Origin of the sequence: Roseateles albus (genome assembly GCF_028595345.1) — a bacterium.
In the GTDB taxonomy this organism is placed as follows: Bacteria; Pseudomonadota; Gammaproteobacteria; order Burkholderiales; family Burkholderiaceae_C; genus Paucibacter_A; species Paucibacter_A albus.
In genome coordinates, this window is the sequence record NZ_JAQQXT010000016.1 from 61,509 (window position 1) to 76,762 (window position 15,254).

The 15,254-nt window shown below is 61.5% G+C and carries 14 protein-coding genes; all 14 read left to right on the top strand.

Annotation, left to right across the window (positions count from 1 at the left end; genetic code table 11):
- Positions 1-6: 6 nt before the first annotated feature.
- The 14 genes from leuC (at position 7) to PRZ03_RS20760 (ending at position 15,222) form a co-directional block, all read left to right on the top strand.
- Complete coding sequence (leuC, locus tag PRZ03_RS20695; RefSeq protein WP_273602062.1) at positions 7-1,422, top strand: 3-isopropylmalate dehydratase large subunit; 1,416 nt, start codon at positions 7-9, stop codon at positions 1,420-1,422.
- 14 nt (positions 1,423-1,436) lie between these two features.
- A complete protein-coding gene (locus PRZ03_RS20700) occupies positions 1,437-1,562 on the top strand; it encodes an entericidin A/B family lipoprotein (RefSeq protein ID WP_263535393.1) in 126 nt (41 codons plus the stop codon).
- A 28-nt stretch (positions 1,563-1,590) separates the two neighbouring features.
- The gene (gene leuD, locus PRZ03_RS20705) at positions 1,591-2,241 is read left to right on the top strand and encodes a 3-isopropylmalate dehydratase small subunit (RefSeq protein WP_273602063.1); all 651 of its coding nucleotides are present in this window, start codon (positions 1,591-1,593) and stop codon (positions 2,239-2,241) included.
- A gap of 13 nt (positions 2,242-2,254) precedes the next feature.
- Positions 2,255-3,346: a 3-isopropylmalate dehydrogenase gene (gene leuB, locus PRZ03_RS20710; protein WP_273602064.1), complete on the top strand. Its 1,092-nt coding sequence runs from the start codon at positions 2,255-2,257 to the stop codon at positions 3,344-3,346.
- A 95-nt stretch (positions 3,347-3,441) separates the two neighbouring features.
- Positions 3,442-4,572, top strand: coding sequence for an aspartate-semialdehyde dehydrogenase (asd, locus tag PRZ03_RS20715; protein WP_273602065.1), 1,131 nt, complete (start codon positions 3,442-3,444; stop codon positions 4,570-4,572).
- A gap of 259 nt (positions 4,573-4,831) precedes the next feature.
- Positions 4,832-7,690, top strand: coding sequence for a FimV/HubP family polar landmark protein (locus PRZ03_RS20720; protein ID WP_273602066.1), 2,859 nt, complete (start codon positions 4,832-4,834; stop codon positions 7,688-7,690).
- Between the two features lie 94 nt (positions 7,691-7,784).
- Positions 7,785-8,585: a tRNA pseudouridine(38-40) synthase TruA gene (gene truA, locus PRZ03_RS20725; protein WP_273602067.1), complete on the top strand. Its 801-nt coding sequence runs from the start codon at positions 7,785-7,787 to the stop codon at positions 8,583-8,585.
- Complete coding sequence (locus PRZ03_RS20730; protein WP_273602068.1) at positions 8,582-9,247, top strand: phosphoribosylanthranilate isomerase; 666 nt, start codon at positions 8,582-8,584, stop codon at positions 9,245-9,247. Before truA ends, PRZ03_RS20730 begins: the two co-directional genes overlap by 4 nt.
- Positions 9,248-9,256: 9 nt before the next feature.
- Entirely contained in the window at positions 9,257-10,552 is a 1,296-nt protein-coding gene (gene trpB, locus PRZ03_RS20735) for a tryptophan synthase subunit beta (RefSeq protein WP_273602069.1), read from the top strand.
- Positions 10,549-11,346 carry a tryptophan synthase subunit alpha gene (trpA, locus tag PRZ03_RS20740; RefSeq protein ID WP_273602070.1) on the top strand — a complete coding sequence of 266 codons (798 nt, stop codon included), beginning with the start codon at positions 10,549-10,551 and terminating at the stop codon, positions 11,344-11,346. Before trpB ends, trpA begins: the two co-directional genes overlap by 4 nt.
- Positions 11,347-11,391: 45 nt before the next feature.
- Positions 11,392-12,264, top strand: a complete 873-nt coding sequence (accD, locus tag PRZ03_RS20745) for an acetyl-CoA carboxylase, carboxyltransferase subunit beta (protein ID WP_263535402.1) — start codon at positions 11,392-11,394, stop codon at positions 12,262-12,264.
- A gap of 79 nt (positions 12,265-12,343) precedes the next feature.
- A complete protein-coding gene (gene folC, locus PRZ03_RS20750) occupies positions 12,344-13,675 on the top strand; it encodes a bifunctional tetrahydrofolate synthase/dihydrofolate synthase (protein WP_273602071.1) in 1,332 nt (443 codons plus the stop codon).
- 83 nt (positions 13,676-13,758) lie between these two features.
- Positions 13,759-14,691: an SPOR domain-containing protein gene (locus PRZ03_RS20755; protein ID WP_273602072.1), complete on the top strand. Its 933-nt coding sequence runs from the start codon at positions 13,759-13,761 to the stop codon at positions 14,689-14,691.
- Between the two features lie 39 nt (positions 14,692-14,730).
- Positions 14,731-15,222, top strand: coding sequence for a CvpA family protein (locus PRZ03_RS20760; protein ID WP_273602073.1), 492 nt, complete (start codon positions 14,731-14,733; stop codon positions 15,220-15,222).
- The last annotated feature ends 32 nt before the right edge of the window (positions 15,223-15,254 follow it).

The following is a 15,254-nucleotide window of genomic DNA, read 5'->3' on the forward strand; positions in this document are numbered from 1 at the left end:
CCGTCCATGACTGCACGCACTCTGTATGACAAGCTCTGGGACGAGCATGTCGTCCACACCGAGGAGGACGGCACCGCCACCCTCTATATCGACCGCCATTTGTTGCATGAGGTGACAAGCCCGCAGGCTTTTGAGGGCCTGGATCTTGCTCACCGCAAGGTCTGGCGTTTGTCCGCAAACTTGGCGGTCAGTGACCACAATGTGCCGACGACCGACCGCAGCGAAGGCATTGCCGACCCGGTCTCCAAGCTGCAAGTGGACACGCTGGATCTGAACTGCGATCGCCACCAAGTGACGCAGTTCAAGATGAACGACAAGCGCCAAGGCATCGTCCACGTGATCGGCCCGGAGCAGGGCGCCACGCTGCCCGGCATGACCGTTGTTTGCGGCGACAGCCACACGTCCACCCATGGCGCGTTTGGCGCGCTGGCGCATGGCATCGGCACCTCCGAGGTCGAGCATGTGTTGGCTACTCAGACGCTGCTGGCACGCAAGGCCAAGAATCTGCTGGTGCGGGTTGAAGGCGTGCTGCCGCGCGGCTGCGGCGCCAAGGACATCGTCTTGGCCATCATCGGCAAGATCGGCACGGCAGGCGGCACCGGCTACACGATCGAGTTTGGCGGCGCCGCCATCCGTGCCTTGAGCATGGAAGGGCGCATGACGGTCTGCAATATGGCGATCGAGGCGGGCGCACGCGCCGGCCTGATCGCGGTGGATGACACCACCATCAAGTACTGCAAGGGCCGGCCTTTCTCGCCGACCGGCGTGGAGTGGGAACAGGCCGTTAGCTACTGGCGCGGTCTGCATTCGGACGCTGGCGCCAAGTTCGACCTGGTGGTGGATCTGGACGCGGCGCAAATTCGCCCGCAAGTCACCTGGGGCACTTCGCCCGAGATGGTCTTGGGTGTGGACGAGCGCGTGCCCGACCCCGACAAGGAGAAGGATGCCGTCAAGCGCGGCGCGATCGAGCGGGCGCTGCAATACATGAATCTCGAGCCGAACAAGGCCATCAGCGACATCCACATCGACAAGGTCTTCATCGGCTCCTGCACCAATAGCCGCATCGAGGACATGCGTGAGGCTGCTGCGGTGGTGCGCCGCATTGGAGGCAAGTTGGCCAGCAATGTGCGCTTGGCGCTGGTGGTGCCGGGCTCGGGCCTGGTCAAGGCGCAGGCCGAAGCCGAAGGGCTGGATGTGATCTTCAAGGCGGCCGGTTTCGAGTGGCGCGAGCCGGGTTGCTCAATGTGCCTGGCGATGAATGCCGACCGGCTGGAGCCGGGCGAGCGCTGCGCTTCGACCAGCAATCGCAATTTCGAAGGGCGCCAGGGCGCCGGAGGCCGTACCCATCTGGTCAGCCCGGCGATGGCCGCAGCGGCGGCGATGCAAGGCCATTTTGTTGATGTGCGGCGTTTGATTTCATAAGCAGGAGTCTTGATATGAAAAAGCTCGCAGTTCTTCTCCTCGGCTTTGCATTTTTAGCCGGCTGCAACACCATTGGTGGCATCGGCCGCGACCTGCAAAAGGCCGGCGAGAAGATCGAAGACACCGCCAAGAAGAAGTAGTAGTCATTTAGACCTTAAGAGGTTCACTATGCAGAAATTCACCCTCCTCAAGGGGCTGGTCGCGCCGATGGATCGCGACAACGTCGACACCGACGCGATCATCCCCAAGCAATTCCTGAAGTCGATCAAGCGCAGCGGCTTCGGCCCTAACTTGTTTGACGAATGGCGCTATCTGGACGCCGGCGAGCCCGGTCAAGACCCCGCCACGCGTCGGCCTAACCCGGACTTCGTACTGAATCAGCCGCGCTATGCCGGGGCCTCGGTCTTGTTGGCGCGCAGCAATTTTGGTTGCGGCTCCAGCCGCGAGCATGCGCCCTGGGCCTTGGAACAATATGGCTTCAGGGCCTTAATTGCGCCGAGCTTTGCCGACATTTTCTTCAACAACTGTTTCAAGAACGGCATCCTGCCGATTCAGTTGCCCGAAGCTCAAGTGGCTCAGTTGTTTGACGAAGTCCACGCCTTCCCCGGCTATCAATTGACCATTGATCTTGAACGTCAGGTGGTGATCAAGGCCGACGGGACAGAGTTGCCCTTCGAGATTCAGTCCTTCCGCAAGTATTGCTTGTTAGGTGGATTTGACGATATCGGCCTGACGCTGCGTCACGCCGACAAGATCAAGGCCTTTGAAGCCGAGCGCATGGCCAGCAAGCCATGGCTGAACAACCGTTTGATTGCCTGAGGAATCACAGCAAATGAAAATCGCAATTCTTCCCGGTGATGGCATCGGCTCTGAGATCGTCGCCGAGGCGGTCAAGGTCTTGAATGTCCTGGATCTGCCTTTCGAGATGGAGCACGCCCCGGTTGGCGGCGCCGCTTACGAGGCTCACGGCCACCCGCTGCCCGACTCGACGCTGCAACTGGCCAAGGACGCCGACGCGATTCTGTTCGGCGCCGTCGGAGACTGGAAGTACGACAAGCTGGACCGCCCCCTGCGCCCCGAGCAGGCCATTCTGGGTCTGCGCAAGCATCTGGGACTGTTTGCCAACTTCCGCCCGGCAATTTGCTATGAGCAGCTCACGCATGCGTCAAGCCTGAAGCCGGAGTTGGTGGCGGGCCTGGACATTCTGATCATCCGTGAGTTGACCGGCGACATCTATTTCGGCCAGCCGCGCGGGCGGCGCACCGCCGTGGACGGGCATTTCCCCGGCAGCGAAGAAGCCTTTGACACCATGCGTTATTCGCGCCCAGAGATTGAGCGCATCGCTCATGTGGCGTTCCAAGCAGCGCGCAAGCGGGGAAAACGCGTGACCTCGGTCGACAAGGCCAATGTCCTAGAGACCTTCCAGTTCTGGAAGGATGTGATGATCGAAGTGCACGCCGACTATCCAGATGTGGAACTCGACCATATGTATGTCGACAACGCCGCGATGCAGCTGGTCAAGGCACCGAAGCGTTTCGACGTGATGGTGACCGGCAATATGTTCGGCGATATCTTGTCCGACGCAGCGGCGATGCTGACCGGCTCGATCGGGATGTTGCCCTCGGCCTCGCTGGACAAGAACAACAAGGGGCTCTATGAGCCCAGCCACGGCAGCGCGCCCGATATTGCGGGCAAGGGCATAGCCAATCCTTTGGCTACAATCCTTTCCGCTGCCATGATGCTCAAGTTCTCCCTCAATCAACCCGCCGCAGCCGCTCGAATCGAAGCGGCTGTTGGATCGGTGTTGTCCCAAGGTCTGCGCACAGTGGACATTTGGAGCGAGGGCACCCAAAAAGTGGGCACGCGCGAGATGGGTGATGCGGTTGTCAAGGCCATCACCATGACGAAAACCATTAAGGGCTAGTTCAGCTCCGGTTTGTCTCGCCCCTATCCCCCCGGCGACACAAGCCGGGGGAGAAGAAGCTCAAAACAGTTGAGATAGATAGAGGACGCAAGAAAATGACGACATTAGTTGGATTGGTTGGCTGGCGCGGCATGGTCGGCTCGGTGCTGATGGACCGCATGGCGGCAGAGCGTGATTTCGATCTGATCGAGCCGCTGTTCTTCAGCACCTCGAACGCCGGCGGCGCCGCTCCCGCGTTTGCCAAGAACGAAACCAAGCTGCAAAACGCGTTTGATATCGAGCAGCTCAAGCGCTGCGAGATCATCATCACCGCGCAGGGCGGCGACTACACCTCGGAAGTCTTCCCCAAGCTGCGCGCGGCCGGCTGGAATGGCCACTGGATCGACGCGGCCTCGACGCTGCGTATGGAGTCCGACGCCGTCATCATCTTGGATCCGGTGAATCTGCCCGTTATCGAGAACGCCTTGGCCAAGGGCGGCAAGAACTGGATTGGCGGCAATTGCACGGTGTCTTGCATGTTGATGGGCGTGGGCGCGCTCTACAAGGCCGGTCTGGTTGAGTGGATGAGCACGCAGACCTATCAGGCGGCATCGGGCGGCGGTGCCCAGCATATGCGCGAGTTGCTGACGCAATATGGCACGCTGAATGCCGAGGTTCGGGATTTGCTCGATGACCCCAAGAGCGCCATTCTGGAGATCGACCGCAAGTTGATTGCCAAGCAGCGCGCCTTGACCGCTGCCGAGACCGCCAACTTTGGCGTGCCGTTGGGCGGCTCGCTGATCCCTTGGATCGACAAGGATCTGGGCAATGGCCAGTCCAAGGAAGAATGGAAGGGCATGGCCGAGACCAACAAGATCATGGGTCTGGGCGAAGGCTTTGGCTCGGCCGCTATTCCCGTCGATGGTTTTTGCGTGCGTGTCGGTGCCATGCGCTGCCACAGCCAGGCGCTGACCTTCAAGCTCAAAAAGGATGTGCCGGTGGCCGACATTGAGGCGATGATTGCCGCCGATAACGAGTGGGTCAAGCTGGTGCCGAACACGCGCGAAGCGACGGTGCAAGACCTGACCCCGGTGGCGGTGTCGGGCACGATGACCATCCCTGTTGGCCGTGTGCGCAAGCTGGCCATGGGCCCCGAGTATGTGGGTGCCTTCACCATTGGTGATCAGCTGCTCTGGGGCGCAGCCGAGCCGCTGCGCCGCATGTTGAGGATCTTGCTGGCACGTTGATGGCCAGCGCACCCCGTTGCCGGCACGCGACAAGCTTGTAACGGGGTGAATCAGTGCGGTGTCTACAGAGCTATTCAGCCTTTGTCTGAGCTTCTAAGCGTATATGCTTGCCTCTATTAGGATTTCCAAACGGAAGTGCGCATGTGGATGGCATCGTGAGCGCAGTGAAGTTGAAAGTTAGCATCGTCAAAAGAGGCGGACATCGGGTGGTGCCCGCCTTGTCGCTTGGGGGAACGCTTTGAAAACAAACTATTGCGCTATGGACAGCACGGACAGTGCCCCAGCCAATCGCTCTGGCATCCCCTCGGGCGGTGTCCATGTGCCGGGCTCGCGGCGCAGCGCTTTCTCCCGTTTTGCTTTGTCGCATATCGCTGCGGCTGTGCTGCTTGCTTCCAGCGGTGGTGCCTGGGCCTTGGGCTTAGGGCGCTTGTCGGTGCAGTCGGCCTTGGGTGAGACGCTGAAGGCGGAAATCGATATCACCAGCCTGAGTGCCGAAGAGGCGGGTTCCTTGAAGGTGCGTATCGCGCCGCCCGAGTCCTACCGCGCAACAGGGGTTGAGTACAACGCAGTATTGGCCAGCACGCAGGTGCAGGTCGTCAAAAAAGACGGCCGTAGTTTCCTGCGCGTCAGCAGCGACCGCGCGGTTCAAGAGCCCTTTGTTGACGTGATTCTTGAGCTGACTTGGGCGAACGGACGCCTGGTGCGTGAGTACACCTTGCTGTTTGATCCACCCGCAGCGACGCGACCCAATAGTGCCCCTGCGCCTGCCGCCGCGCCGGCGGTGACAAGCGCCCCGGTCATCTCGCCTGCGCCCCTCGCACAGACCGAAGCCGTGCCTGCGCCGGCGCCGGCCGCGCCCGTCCTCATTCCTGCTGTACCGACGCCCAGCCCTGCGCAGAGTCCTTCCTTGAGTCCAGCCGCTCGGCCATCCCGTGAGACCGCTGCGGCCCAGCCCACAGCAGCGCCAGCGCCGCGTGCTGCGGCCCTGGCGCCTGCGGCTTCGGCAGCTTCAGCGCCAGCTTCGGCTGCATCAGCGGCATCCGAATACAAGGTTAAACCGGGCGACAGCCTCTCGCGCATTGCCGGCAAGACGCAGCCCGAGGGCATCTCGCTCGATCAGATGCTGGTCGGCCTGTTTCGCAACAATCCGGATGCCTTCCTCGACAGCAATATGAACCGCCTGCGCACCGGCGTGGTCTTGCAGGTGCCGTCCAGTGAAACCTTGGGCGCCACTTCGCCCACCGAAGCGCGGCAAATCATTCGCGCCCAAAGTGCAGACTTCAGCGCCTACCGCTTGCGCCTGAGCAGCGCAGCGCCGACGCTGCAAACTGACCAAAGCGAGCGCCAGGCCAAAGGCAAGGTAGAAGCGGCGGTAGAAGATCGCAAGCCCGCGCCCGCGCCGACACCGGACAAGCTCACTCTTAGCAAGGCCGCAAGCGCCGCAGCTGACGCCAAGGTGGCTAAGGCCTCCAAGGAAGCCGAAAAGAAAGACGCGGCTGCTCGCATGGCCGAGTTGACGCGCAATGTCGAAGAACTGAAGAAAATCTCCAGCGCGGCCAAGCCGGCCGTCGTGGCTTCGGCTGCCCCTGCAGCCGCACCAGCGCCCGCACCTTCTCCCGCACCTGCTGTGGTGGCCGCGCCGGCCCCTGTTGCTGCAGCTCCTTCTGCGTCTGCAGCGGTTCCCGCTGCCATTCCTGCCGTCGTGCCTGCGCTTTCCTCAGCTTCCGCCGTGCCAGCGCTGCCGAGCACGGTCGCTTCTGCGGCGGCCCCTAAGCCGCCTGTGCCTGCATCGGCGGCATCGGCGGCCAGCGCCGCCATCCCCGTGGAAGAGGCCGAATCCGGCTTGCTTGAGAACCCCTTGGCTTTGCCCTTGGGCGCCGCATTATTGGCCGCCGTGGGTGGCTTGACCTGGTACCGTTTGCGGGGCCGCAAGGCCGCTGCGAAGGCCGACACCGGCTTCCATGAAAGCCGTCTGCAGCCCGACTCTTTCTTCGGAGCCACCGGCGGCCAGCGCGTCGACACGCGTGACGCCACCGGTGCGGCCTCGTCGATGAACTATTCGCTCAGCCAGTTGGATGCGATCGGCGATGTTGATCCGGTGGCCGAGGCCGATGTCTACCTGGCCTATGGCCGCGATTTGCAGGCCGAGGAAATTCTTAAAGAAGCCTTGCGTGCGACGCCAGAGCGCATGGCGATCCGGCTCAAGCTGCTGGAGGTCTATGCCAAACGCCGCGACACCAAGGGTTTCGAGCAACTGGCTTTGCAGCTCTTTGCAGATACCAAGGGGAGCGGCGACGATTGGGCGCGTGCCCAGGAACTGGGCCGCCAGATCGATCCAGAAAATCCGCTCTATCAGCCCGGCGGTATGCCGAGCCAACAAAGTGACGGCCGTGAAGTTCATCCCGAACCAATGGATGCCAGCACCATGCCGCACACGGTTGGCCATTTGGCGACCGAGCCAGCCGGTCGCAGCGCTGCGGTCGATGCTGGGCCTATGAGTGGTTTTGACCTTGATCTGGATTTGGATCTGCCTGAGCCGGCTTCGCCGACCGCAATGGAAGCCACCCAGGCAATGACGACAACGGTGGAGCAAGCGCCGTTTTCCATGGACTTTGACTTGTCGGAGCCGCCTGCGCCAGCGCCGCCTGAGCCTGCTGCAGCAAGCGCAGCGCCCTCCGGCAATGAGCTCGAGTTTGATTTGGACGACTTCGGCAGCTTGGATGACACCGCCTCGAATCGCCCCGCGCCGGCCGATGCGGGCAATGCGCTCGACTTCGACCTCGGCTCGATTGATCTGTCCTTGCCCGAATTGCCCCAGGCTCCCGAGGCGCCGATTCCGGTTGCCGAATCGGTCGCCATGGACGGTGATTTTGGCGCGGAGTTTGAAGAGCTGATGAAGGCCGGGGAGCCCGAACAAACCGCAGCAGACCCCTTGGCCGACGCATTTGATGTGATGGAAGACGGCGGTGACCCTTTGATGCGCCAGCTGGAATTGGCCGACGAGTTCCGCCAGATCGGCGACACCGAGGGTGCACGAGAAGTGCTGCAAGAGCTGATCTCCAAATCCAGCGGACCCTTGCGCGACAAGGCTCAGGCGATGTTGAACGATCTGCGCTAGGGCGGGATTTCATACCGTTGATGCACGACAATGCAAAGCGCCCGCCGAGCCGGGCGCTTTTTTCATAGTGGAGCCATCAATTGAGTGAGGCGAGATGCGCGTAGTCCTGGGAGTCAGTTACCGTGGTGGCGGCTATCACGGCTGGCAGGCCCAGGCCGACCGGCAAACCGTGCAAGATGTCTTGGAGGCAGCGCTGAAGAAATTTAGCGCGAGCGATATTCGCACCGTCTGTGCCGGGCGCACCGACACCGGCGTCCACGGTTTGAATCAGGTCGTGCACTTTGACACCGCCGTGATCCGGGACGCTGCTTCTTGGGTGCGCGGCACGAACTGTTTTCTGCCCACCAATGTGGCGATCCAATGGTGCGTGTTCGCGCAAGAACCCTTCCATGCGCGCTTTGCTGCTCAAGGTCGCCGTTACAGCTATGTCTTGCTGGAGTCCCCGGTGCGACCGGCGATCGAGGCCGGCTCGGTTGGCTGGGTGCATTACCCGCTCAACGGGGCGGCGATGCGTCAGGCCGCTGACCTGCTCCTCGGTGAGCATGACTTCAGCGCTTTTCGCTCATCCGAATGCCAGGCCGCTTCGCCGGTCAAGACCATGCGCAGCATCACCATCACCCAGCAAGGTGACTACTGGCGTTTTGACTTTGACGGTTCGGCTTTTTTGCACCATATGGTGCGCAATTTGATGGGTAGCTTGCTGGCGGTGGGGCGTGGCACACGCGACCTGGCTTGGTTTGCTGCGGTCTTGGCTGGCAAAGACCGCAAGTTCGCCGCACCAACCTTTCCCGCCGATGGCCTCTATTTCGTCGGCCCCTATTACGCCAGCGAGTACCAAATCCCCAGCCAAACCTCAGCAATGGCTTGGCTGCCCGGCCCGCCTCAAACAGCATGAAAAGAACCCGCATCAAAATTTGTGGCTTGACCCGTGAGGCAGATGTGCTCGCCGCCGTCGAAGCCGGTGCCGACGCTATTGGCTTTGTTTTTTACGCCAAAAGTAAGCGTTATGTCACGCCCGCGCGGGCGGCCGAATTGGCGCGCTTGTTGCCGCCTTTTGTCACGCCGGTGGGCCTGTTCGTCAACGCCACCGAGGCCGAGCTACAAGCCGCATTGGAAGCTTTGCCGAATATGCTTTTGCAGTTTCATGGGGATGAGTCGCCGCAAGATTGCGAACGGCCGGGCCGACCCTATATGCGTGCCGCGCGCATGGAGCCCGGCTTTGATTTGTTAGACTACGCTCAACAATATTCAGCCGCTCAGGCGATTCTGCTCGACGCTCATGTCGAGGGCTACGGCGGTGGTGGAAAGGTCTTCGATTGGTCACTCATTCCAAAAAACCTGGGCTCTCCAGTCGTTTTGTCTGGTGGGTTGCATGCCGGAAATGTGCTGGCTGGGATCACGCAGGCGCGGCCCTGGGCCGTTGACGTCAGCTCGGGCGTAGAGGCGCAGGGACGCGGCCTCAAATGCGCCGAGCTGATGCGTGAGTTCTGTGAGGCTGTGGCCCGTGCCGATGCGCAGGTGGCTGTGGATCTCGCGGTGAGCAATCCCGAAATCTGAGAGATTCCGATGAGTAACTATTCCCAACCCGATGCCCAAGGGCATTTCGGTCCGGTCAAGGGCCAGACCTATGGCGGCAGCTTTGTCGCCGAGACCCTGGTCCATGCGCTTGATGAGCTGAACAGCGCCTACGCGCATTACAGCCAAGATCCGGACTTCATTGCCGAGTACAAAAAAGAGCTGGCTCATTTTGTCGGCCGCCCAAGCCCGATCTATCACGCCGACCGGCTCAGCCGCGAGCTCGGCGGCGCGCAGATCTTTCTCAAGCGCGAGGACCTTAACCACACCGGCGCGCACAAGATCAACAACACCATTGGCCAAGCGCTATTGGCCAAGCGCATGGGCAAAAAGCGCGTGATCGCCGAAACCGGCGCCGGCCAGCACGGTGTCGCCACGGCCACGATCTGCGCACGCTACGGCATTGAGTGCGTGGTCTATATGGGCAGCGAGGACATCAAGCGCCAGTCGCCCAATGTCTACCGCATGAATTTGCTCGGCGCGCGGGTGGTGGCGGTCGAGTCGGGGTCCAAGACCTTGAAGGACGCGCTCAACGAGGCGATGCGTGACTGGGTGACCAATGTCGAGTCGACCTTCTACATCATCGGCACCGTGGCCGGCCCGCATCCCTATCCGATGATGGTGCGCGACTTCCAGCGCGTCATCGGCGACGAGTGCCTGGTTCAGATGCCCGAGATGATTGGCCGCCAACCCGATGCGGTGATTGCCTGTGTCGGCGGCGGCAGCAATGCGATGGGTATTTTCTATCCCTATATCGACCATGCCGGCACGAGGCTGATCGGCGTCGAGGCGGCGGGTGAGGGGATCGCGAGCGGCAAGCATGCCGCGACGCTGTCAGCCGGCAGCCCGGGCGTCTTGCATGGCAACCGCACTTATTTGCTGCAAGACGCCAACGGGCAGATCATCGAAACGCATTCGATCTCGGCAGGCCTGGACTATCCCGGCGTCGGCCCCGAGCATGCCTATCTGAAGGACATCGGTCGGGCCGAATATGTCGGCGTCACCGATGCCGAGGCCTTGGCGGCTTTCCATCACTTGTGCCGCACCGAGGGCATCATCCCGGCGCTGGAGTCCAGCCACGCGGTGGCCTATGCGATGAAGCTGGCGCCAAGTCTGCCGGCCGATCAGCATCTCTTGGTCAATTTGTCTGGTCGCGGCGACAAGGACATTGGCACGGTCGCTGATCTGTCGCAGGCCGAATTTTTCTGTCGGCCTTCGTGCAAAGGGCAATCGGTGAAGGGTGGCGATGCTGTCGTTGCCATGCCAGTGAAGGGAGTCCAGCCATGAGCCGCATTCAAGCGACGTTTGCACGCCTTGCCGCCGAGGGCCGCAAGGCCTTGATCCCCTTCGTCACCGCCGGTGATCCATTCCCCGATGTGACGGTCGAGTTGATGCTGGCGATGGCCGAGGCCGGCGCCGATGTGATCGAGTTGGGCGTGCCGTTTTCCGACCCGATGGCCGATGGCCCGGTGATTCAACGCGCGGCCGAGCGGGCGGTCAAGGCTGGCATTGGCCTGACCCAGGTCTTGGCCGATGTGCAGGCCTTTCGCTTGCGCAACCAAACCACTCCCGTGGTCTTGATGGGTTATGCCAACCCGATCGAGCGCTTTGGCTTGGATCATTTTGTGCTGGAAGCCAAGGCAGCCGGCGTGGACGGCGTGCTGGTGGTTGATTACCCGCCCGAAGAGTGCGTGCGTTTTGCCGCCTTGCTGAAGGCGCAGCAGATGGACGCGATCTTTTTGCTCGCGCCGACTTCGACCGACGCACGCATGCAGCGCGTCGGCGAGGTCGCCAGCGGCTATGTCTACTATGTGTCGCTGAAGGGCGTGACCGGCGCCGGGCACCTGAACACGGCGGCGGTGGCCGAGATGATTCCGCGTATCCGGCGGCACATTTCGGTGCCGGTCGGTGTGGGTTTTGGCATTCGGGATGCGGCCACGGCGCGCGCGGTGGCCGACGTTTCGGATGCGGTCGTCATTGGTTCGCGCTTGGTTGAACTGCTGGAGGTCCAGCCGCGCGATAATGTCGCGGTGACGGGTGCTCAGTTCATCCGCGAAATTCGGAGCGCTTTGGACGCCTAAGGCGCTCGAAACTCCACCGATCATCAAGTTAAAAGGAGTCTGCTTGTGAGTTGGCTTGAGAAACTTCTGCCGCCGAAGATGCAGCAAACCGACCCGACCGAGCGCCGCATGGTGCCGGAAGGTTTGTGGATCAAGTGCCCGTCTTGCGAAACGGTCTTGTACAAGACCGACCTGGAGCAGAACGTCAATGTTTGCCCCAAGTGCAGCCACCATCATCGTATCGGCGCGCGCGCTCGGTTGAATGCTTTCCTCGACGGCGAAGGCCGTTACGAGATCGGTCAAGAGGTTTTGCCGGTCGACGCCTTGAAGTTCAAGGACAGCAAGAAGTACCCCGACCGGCTCAAGGATGCGCTGGAGCAAACCGGCGAAACGGACGCGCTGGTCGTGGTGGGCGGTGCCTTGATGACCATCCCTGTGGTGGCGGCCTGCTTCGAGTTCAACTTCATGGGGGGCTCGATGGGCTCGGTGGTCGGCGAGCGCTTTGTGCGGGGCGTCGAGACGGCGATTGAGCAAAAGACGGCCTTTATTTGCTTCACCGCGACCGGCGGTGCGCGTATGCAAGAGGGCTTGTTGAGCCTGATGCAGATGGCCAAAACGAATGCGTCTTTGACCCGTTTGGCCAAAGCCAAGCTGCCCTTCATCAGCATCTTGACCGATCCAACCATGGGCGGCGTGTCCGCCAGCTTCGCCTTCGTTGGCGATGTGGTGCTGGCCGAGCCCAAGGCCTTGATCGGCTTTGCCGGGCCGCGCGTGATCGAAAACACGGTGCGAGAGAAGCTGCCGCCTGGTTTCCAGCGTGCCGAGTTTTTGATGGAAAAGGGCGCGATCGACATGATTGTCGACCGGCGCGAGTTGCGCGAAACCGTGGCGCGCCAGTTGGCCATGCTGCAGCGCATGAGTTCGGACGCGGTCGCTTGATCGGTTCCCTGTTCTCGCTTTGATGATCCCCAGCGGCCAGGCCCACAAGGTCTGGCCGTCTTGTTTTGCGCCAAAACATATGTTGCCTACCAGCTTAGAAGAATGGCTCGCGCACTGCGAGCGTTTGCATCCCAAAACCATAGACATGACACTGGATCGGGTGATCACGCTGCGTGATCGCCTGGGTCTGAAGTTCGAACCCCCGGTGGTGATGGTGGCCGGCACCAATGGCAAGGGTTCGACCTGTGCGATGCTGGAGTCGATTGCCTTGCAAGCCGGCTACCGGGTCGGCCTCTACATCAAACCGCATCTGGTGCATTTCCAGGAGCGCTGCCGGGTGGGCGGCGAATCGGTCTCGGCCGAGTCTTTGTTGCCCTACTTTGCAGCCGTGGAAGGCGCGCGCGGCGACTTGACGCTGTCTTACTTTGAGTTCACGACGCTGGCCATCATGCTGCGCTTGGCGGCCGAGCCGCTGGATCTGGTGATTTTGGAGGTCGGTCTGGGCGGGCGCCTGGACGCCGTCAATGTGGTCGATGCCGATTGCGCCGTCATCACCAGCATCGATCTGGATCACACCGAATATTTGGGCCCTGACCGCGAGTCGGTGGGGCGAGAGAAGGCCGGCATCATGCGGGCTGGTCGCACCGTGGTCGTCAGTGACCCTGTGCCGCCGGCCTCGCTGGCCGCACGCGCTGCCGAGATCGGCGCCGATTTGCGTCAGCTCGGCCGGGACTTCACGTACAGCGGCGACCGCCAGCAATGGCAATGGTCGGGCCGCGAGCGCCGCTTCAGTGGCATGGCTTACCCGGCGCTGCGGGGTGTCAACCAGTTGCTCAATGCGGCGGGTGTGCTGGCGGTGTTTGAAGTCTTGTACGAGCGCTTGCCCATCAGCGCGCAGGCGGTGCGCAATGGCTTGGCGATGGTGGAGTTGCCGGGGCGTTTCCAAGTGCTGGCAGGCCAGCCCAATCTGGTGCTGGACGTAGCGCACAACCCGCACGCGGTGGCGGCCTTGGCGCAAAACCTGGATCAAATGGGTTTCTTTCCGCGCACGCATGCGGTTTTTGGCGCCATGGCGGACAAAGACTTGGCCGGCATTTTTCAAAAAATGGCGCCGCTGGTTGATGTTTGGCACTTTTGTGACCTTGAAATTCCGCGTGCGGCCAAGGCCGAAGCCTTGTTGGCACAGTTCGAGGAGCTTCGTTCGGCCGGCAGCTTGAAACCACCGAAAGAATTGAGCCTGCAGGTGCACGCGAGCCCCGCCGATGCGCTGGCCGCAGCGGCTGTCGGCGCCGACCCCGCTGATAGAATTCTGGTCTTCGGTTCCTTCTACACCGTAGGCGGTGTGCTCAAGAATGGTGTGCCGCGTTTGCAGGCCGGCAAGCCGCCTCAAACGAGCATTGCTTTGTCTTGATTCCAAGGCTTCCGCAAGGAGCCTATTTGTCTAGCGTCATCTCGCTTCATCTCGTCTAGCCGGCTCACGCTGCCATTCTTGCCATGGGTCTGTTGTCCTTTTTTAAACGCGGTGAAGCCAGTTCGGCCGCAACATCCGGCGCTAAATCAGCTGCCAAGTCGGGTGCAAAACCCGTTGCCGATGCGGCCGATGCCGTGCAGCATTTGCGGCTGCGCGCGCGTCACCGGCTGATTGGAGCTGCCTTGTTGGTCGGCGTGGGCGTGATTGGGTTTCCGTTGTTGTTCGAGACCCAGCCGCGTCCGATTCCGGTTGATTTGCCCATCGACATTCCCGGCAAAGAGTCGGTGCCGCCGCTGCGCGTGCCAGCGCCCGCGCAGTTGCAACTGCCTGCCTTGCCGCCGCTGCCCGCCACGACCGAGCAGGCTGAACGGGCCTCGACTGAAAACTCAGTCCCGCCAGCCAGTCCGCACAAGCAAGACGCCGCCGCGCCTCCGGTCAAAGAGCTTGTAGCTACCCTGCCAGTGGCCGGCGCTGCGAGGACTGAAACAACGAAGACCGAAACAACGAAGGTCGAAGCAACTAAAGCCGAAGTCAAAACCGAAGCGAAAGCAGATGCAAAGCCGGAGCCGAAGGTTGAGCCCAAGCCCTCGGCAAAGCCCAGCGATAAAGCGCCGGACAAGAAAGTCGCTGAGCACCATCCTGACAAGGCAGCTTCGCAGCAAGAGGCCGCAAGGGTGCAGCTCTTGCTGGAAGGCAAGACCGCACAAGCCAAGGCCGCCGAAGCGGGGCAGCGTGCGATCGTTCAGGTAGGGGCTTATGCCGATACGAATGCAGCGCAAGAGGTTCGTGCCAAGGTCGAAAAGCTGGGCTTGAAAACCTACACGCAGGTGCTTGAAACGCCCGCAGGCAAGCGCGTGCGGGTGCGAGTTGGGCCTTTCGCCAGCAAGGAAGAAGCCGACAAGGCCGCCGCAAAACTGCGCGCCAGCGGCCTGTCGCCCGCCGTGCTGACGCTTTGAAGAACGGCTTGAGTCGCGCGGTGGCCTTGATTGAGTAATGTGACGAGTTGGGTCGACTGGGCCTTGTTGGGCCTGCTGGCCGTGTCGGCCCTGCTGGGCCTGTGGCGCGGTCTGGTGTTCGAGCTCTTGTCGATCGCGGGTTGGCTGATGGCTTATTTTGGTGCGCCGATCTTGGCTCCCTTGGTGGAATCATGGTTGCCGCAGCAACGTTTCGAGGCCAGCTTGTTGCATGTGCTGGGCTTGTGCCTGAGTTTTATATTGATTTTGCTGGTCTGGACCCTGGGTGCAAAGCTGGTGCGGGCCTTGCTTCACGCCACGCCTTTGAGTCTGGTGGATCGTTTGCTGGGTTGTATTTTTGGATTTTTGCGCGGTTTGCTGGTGTGCTTGATCTTGGCAGTCTTGGTGGGCATGACGCCGGCCAAGGATTGGTCAAGCTGGCACGATTCACAGTTGGCCGCTGGCTTGCAAAAAGTGCTGAATGAAGTTCGACCGGCCTTGCCGGATGAGCTGTTGAAATTGATCCCGGCCTGAGTTTTTACTCAGGCCCTGAATATTGTTGTGTC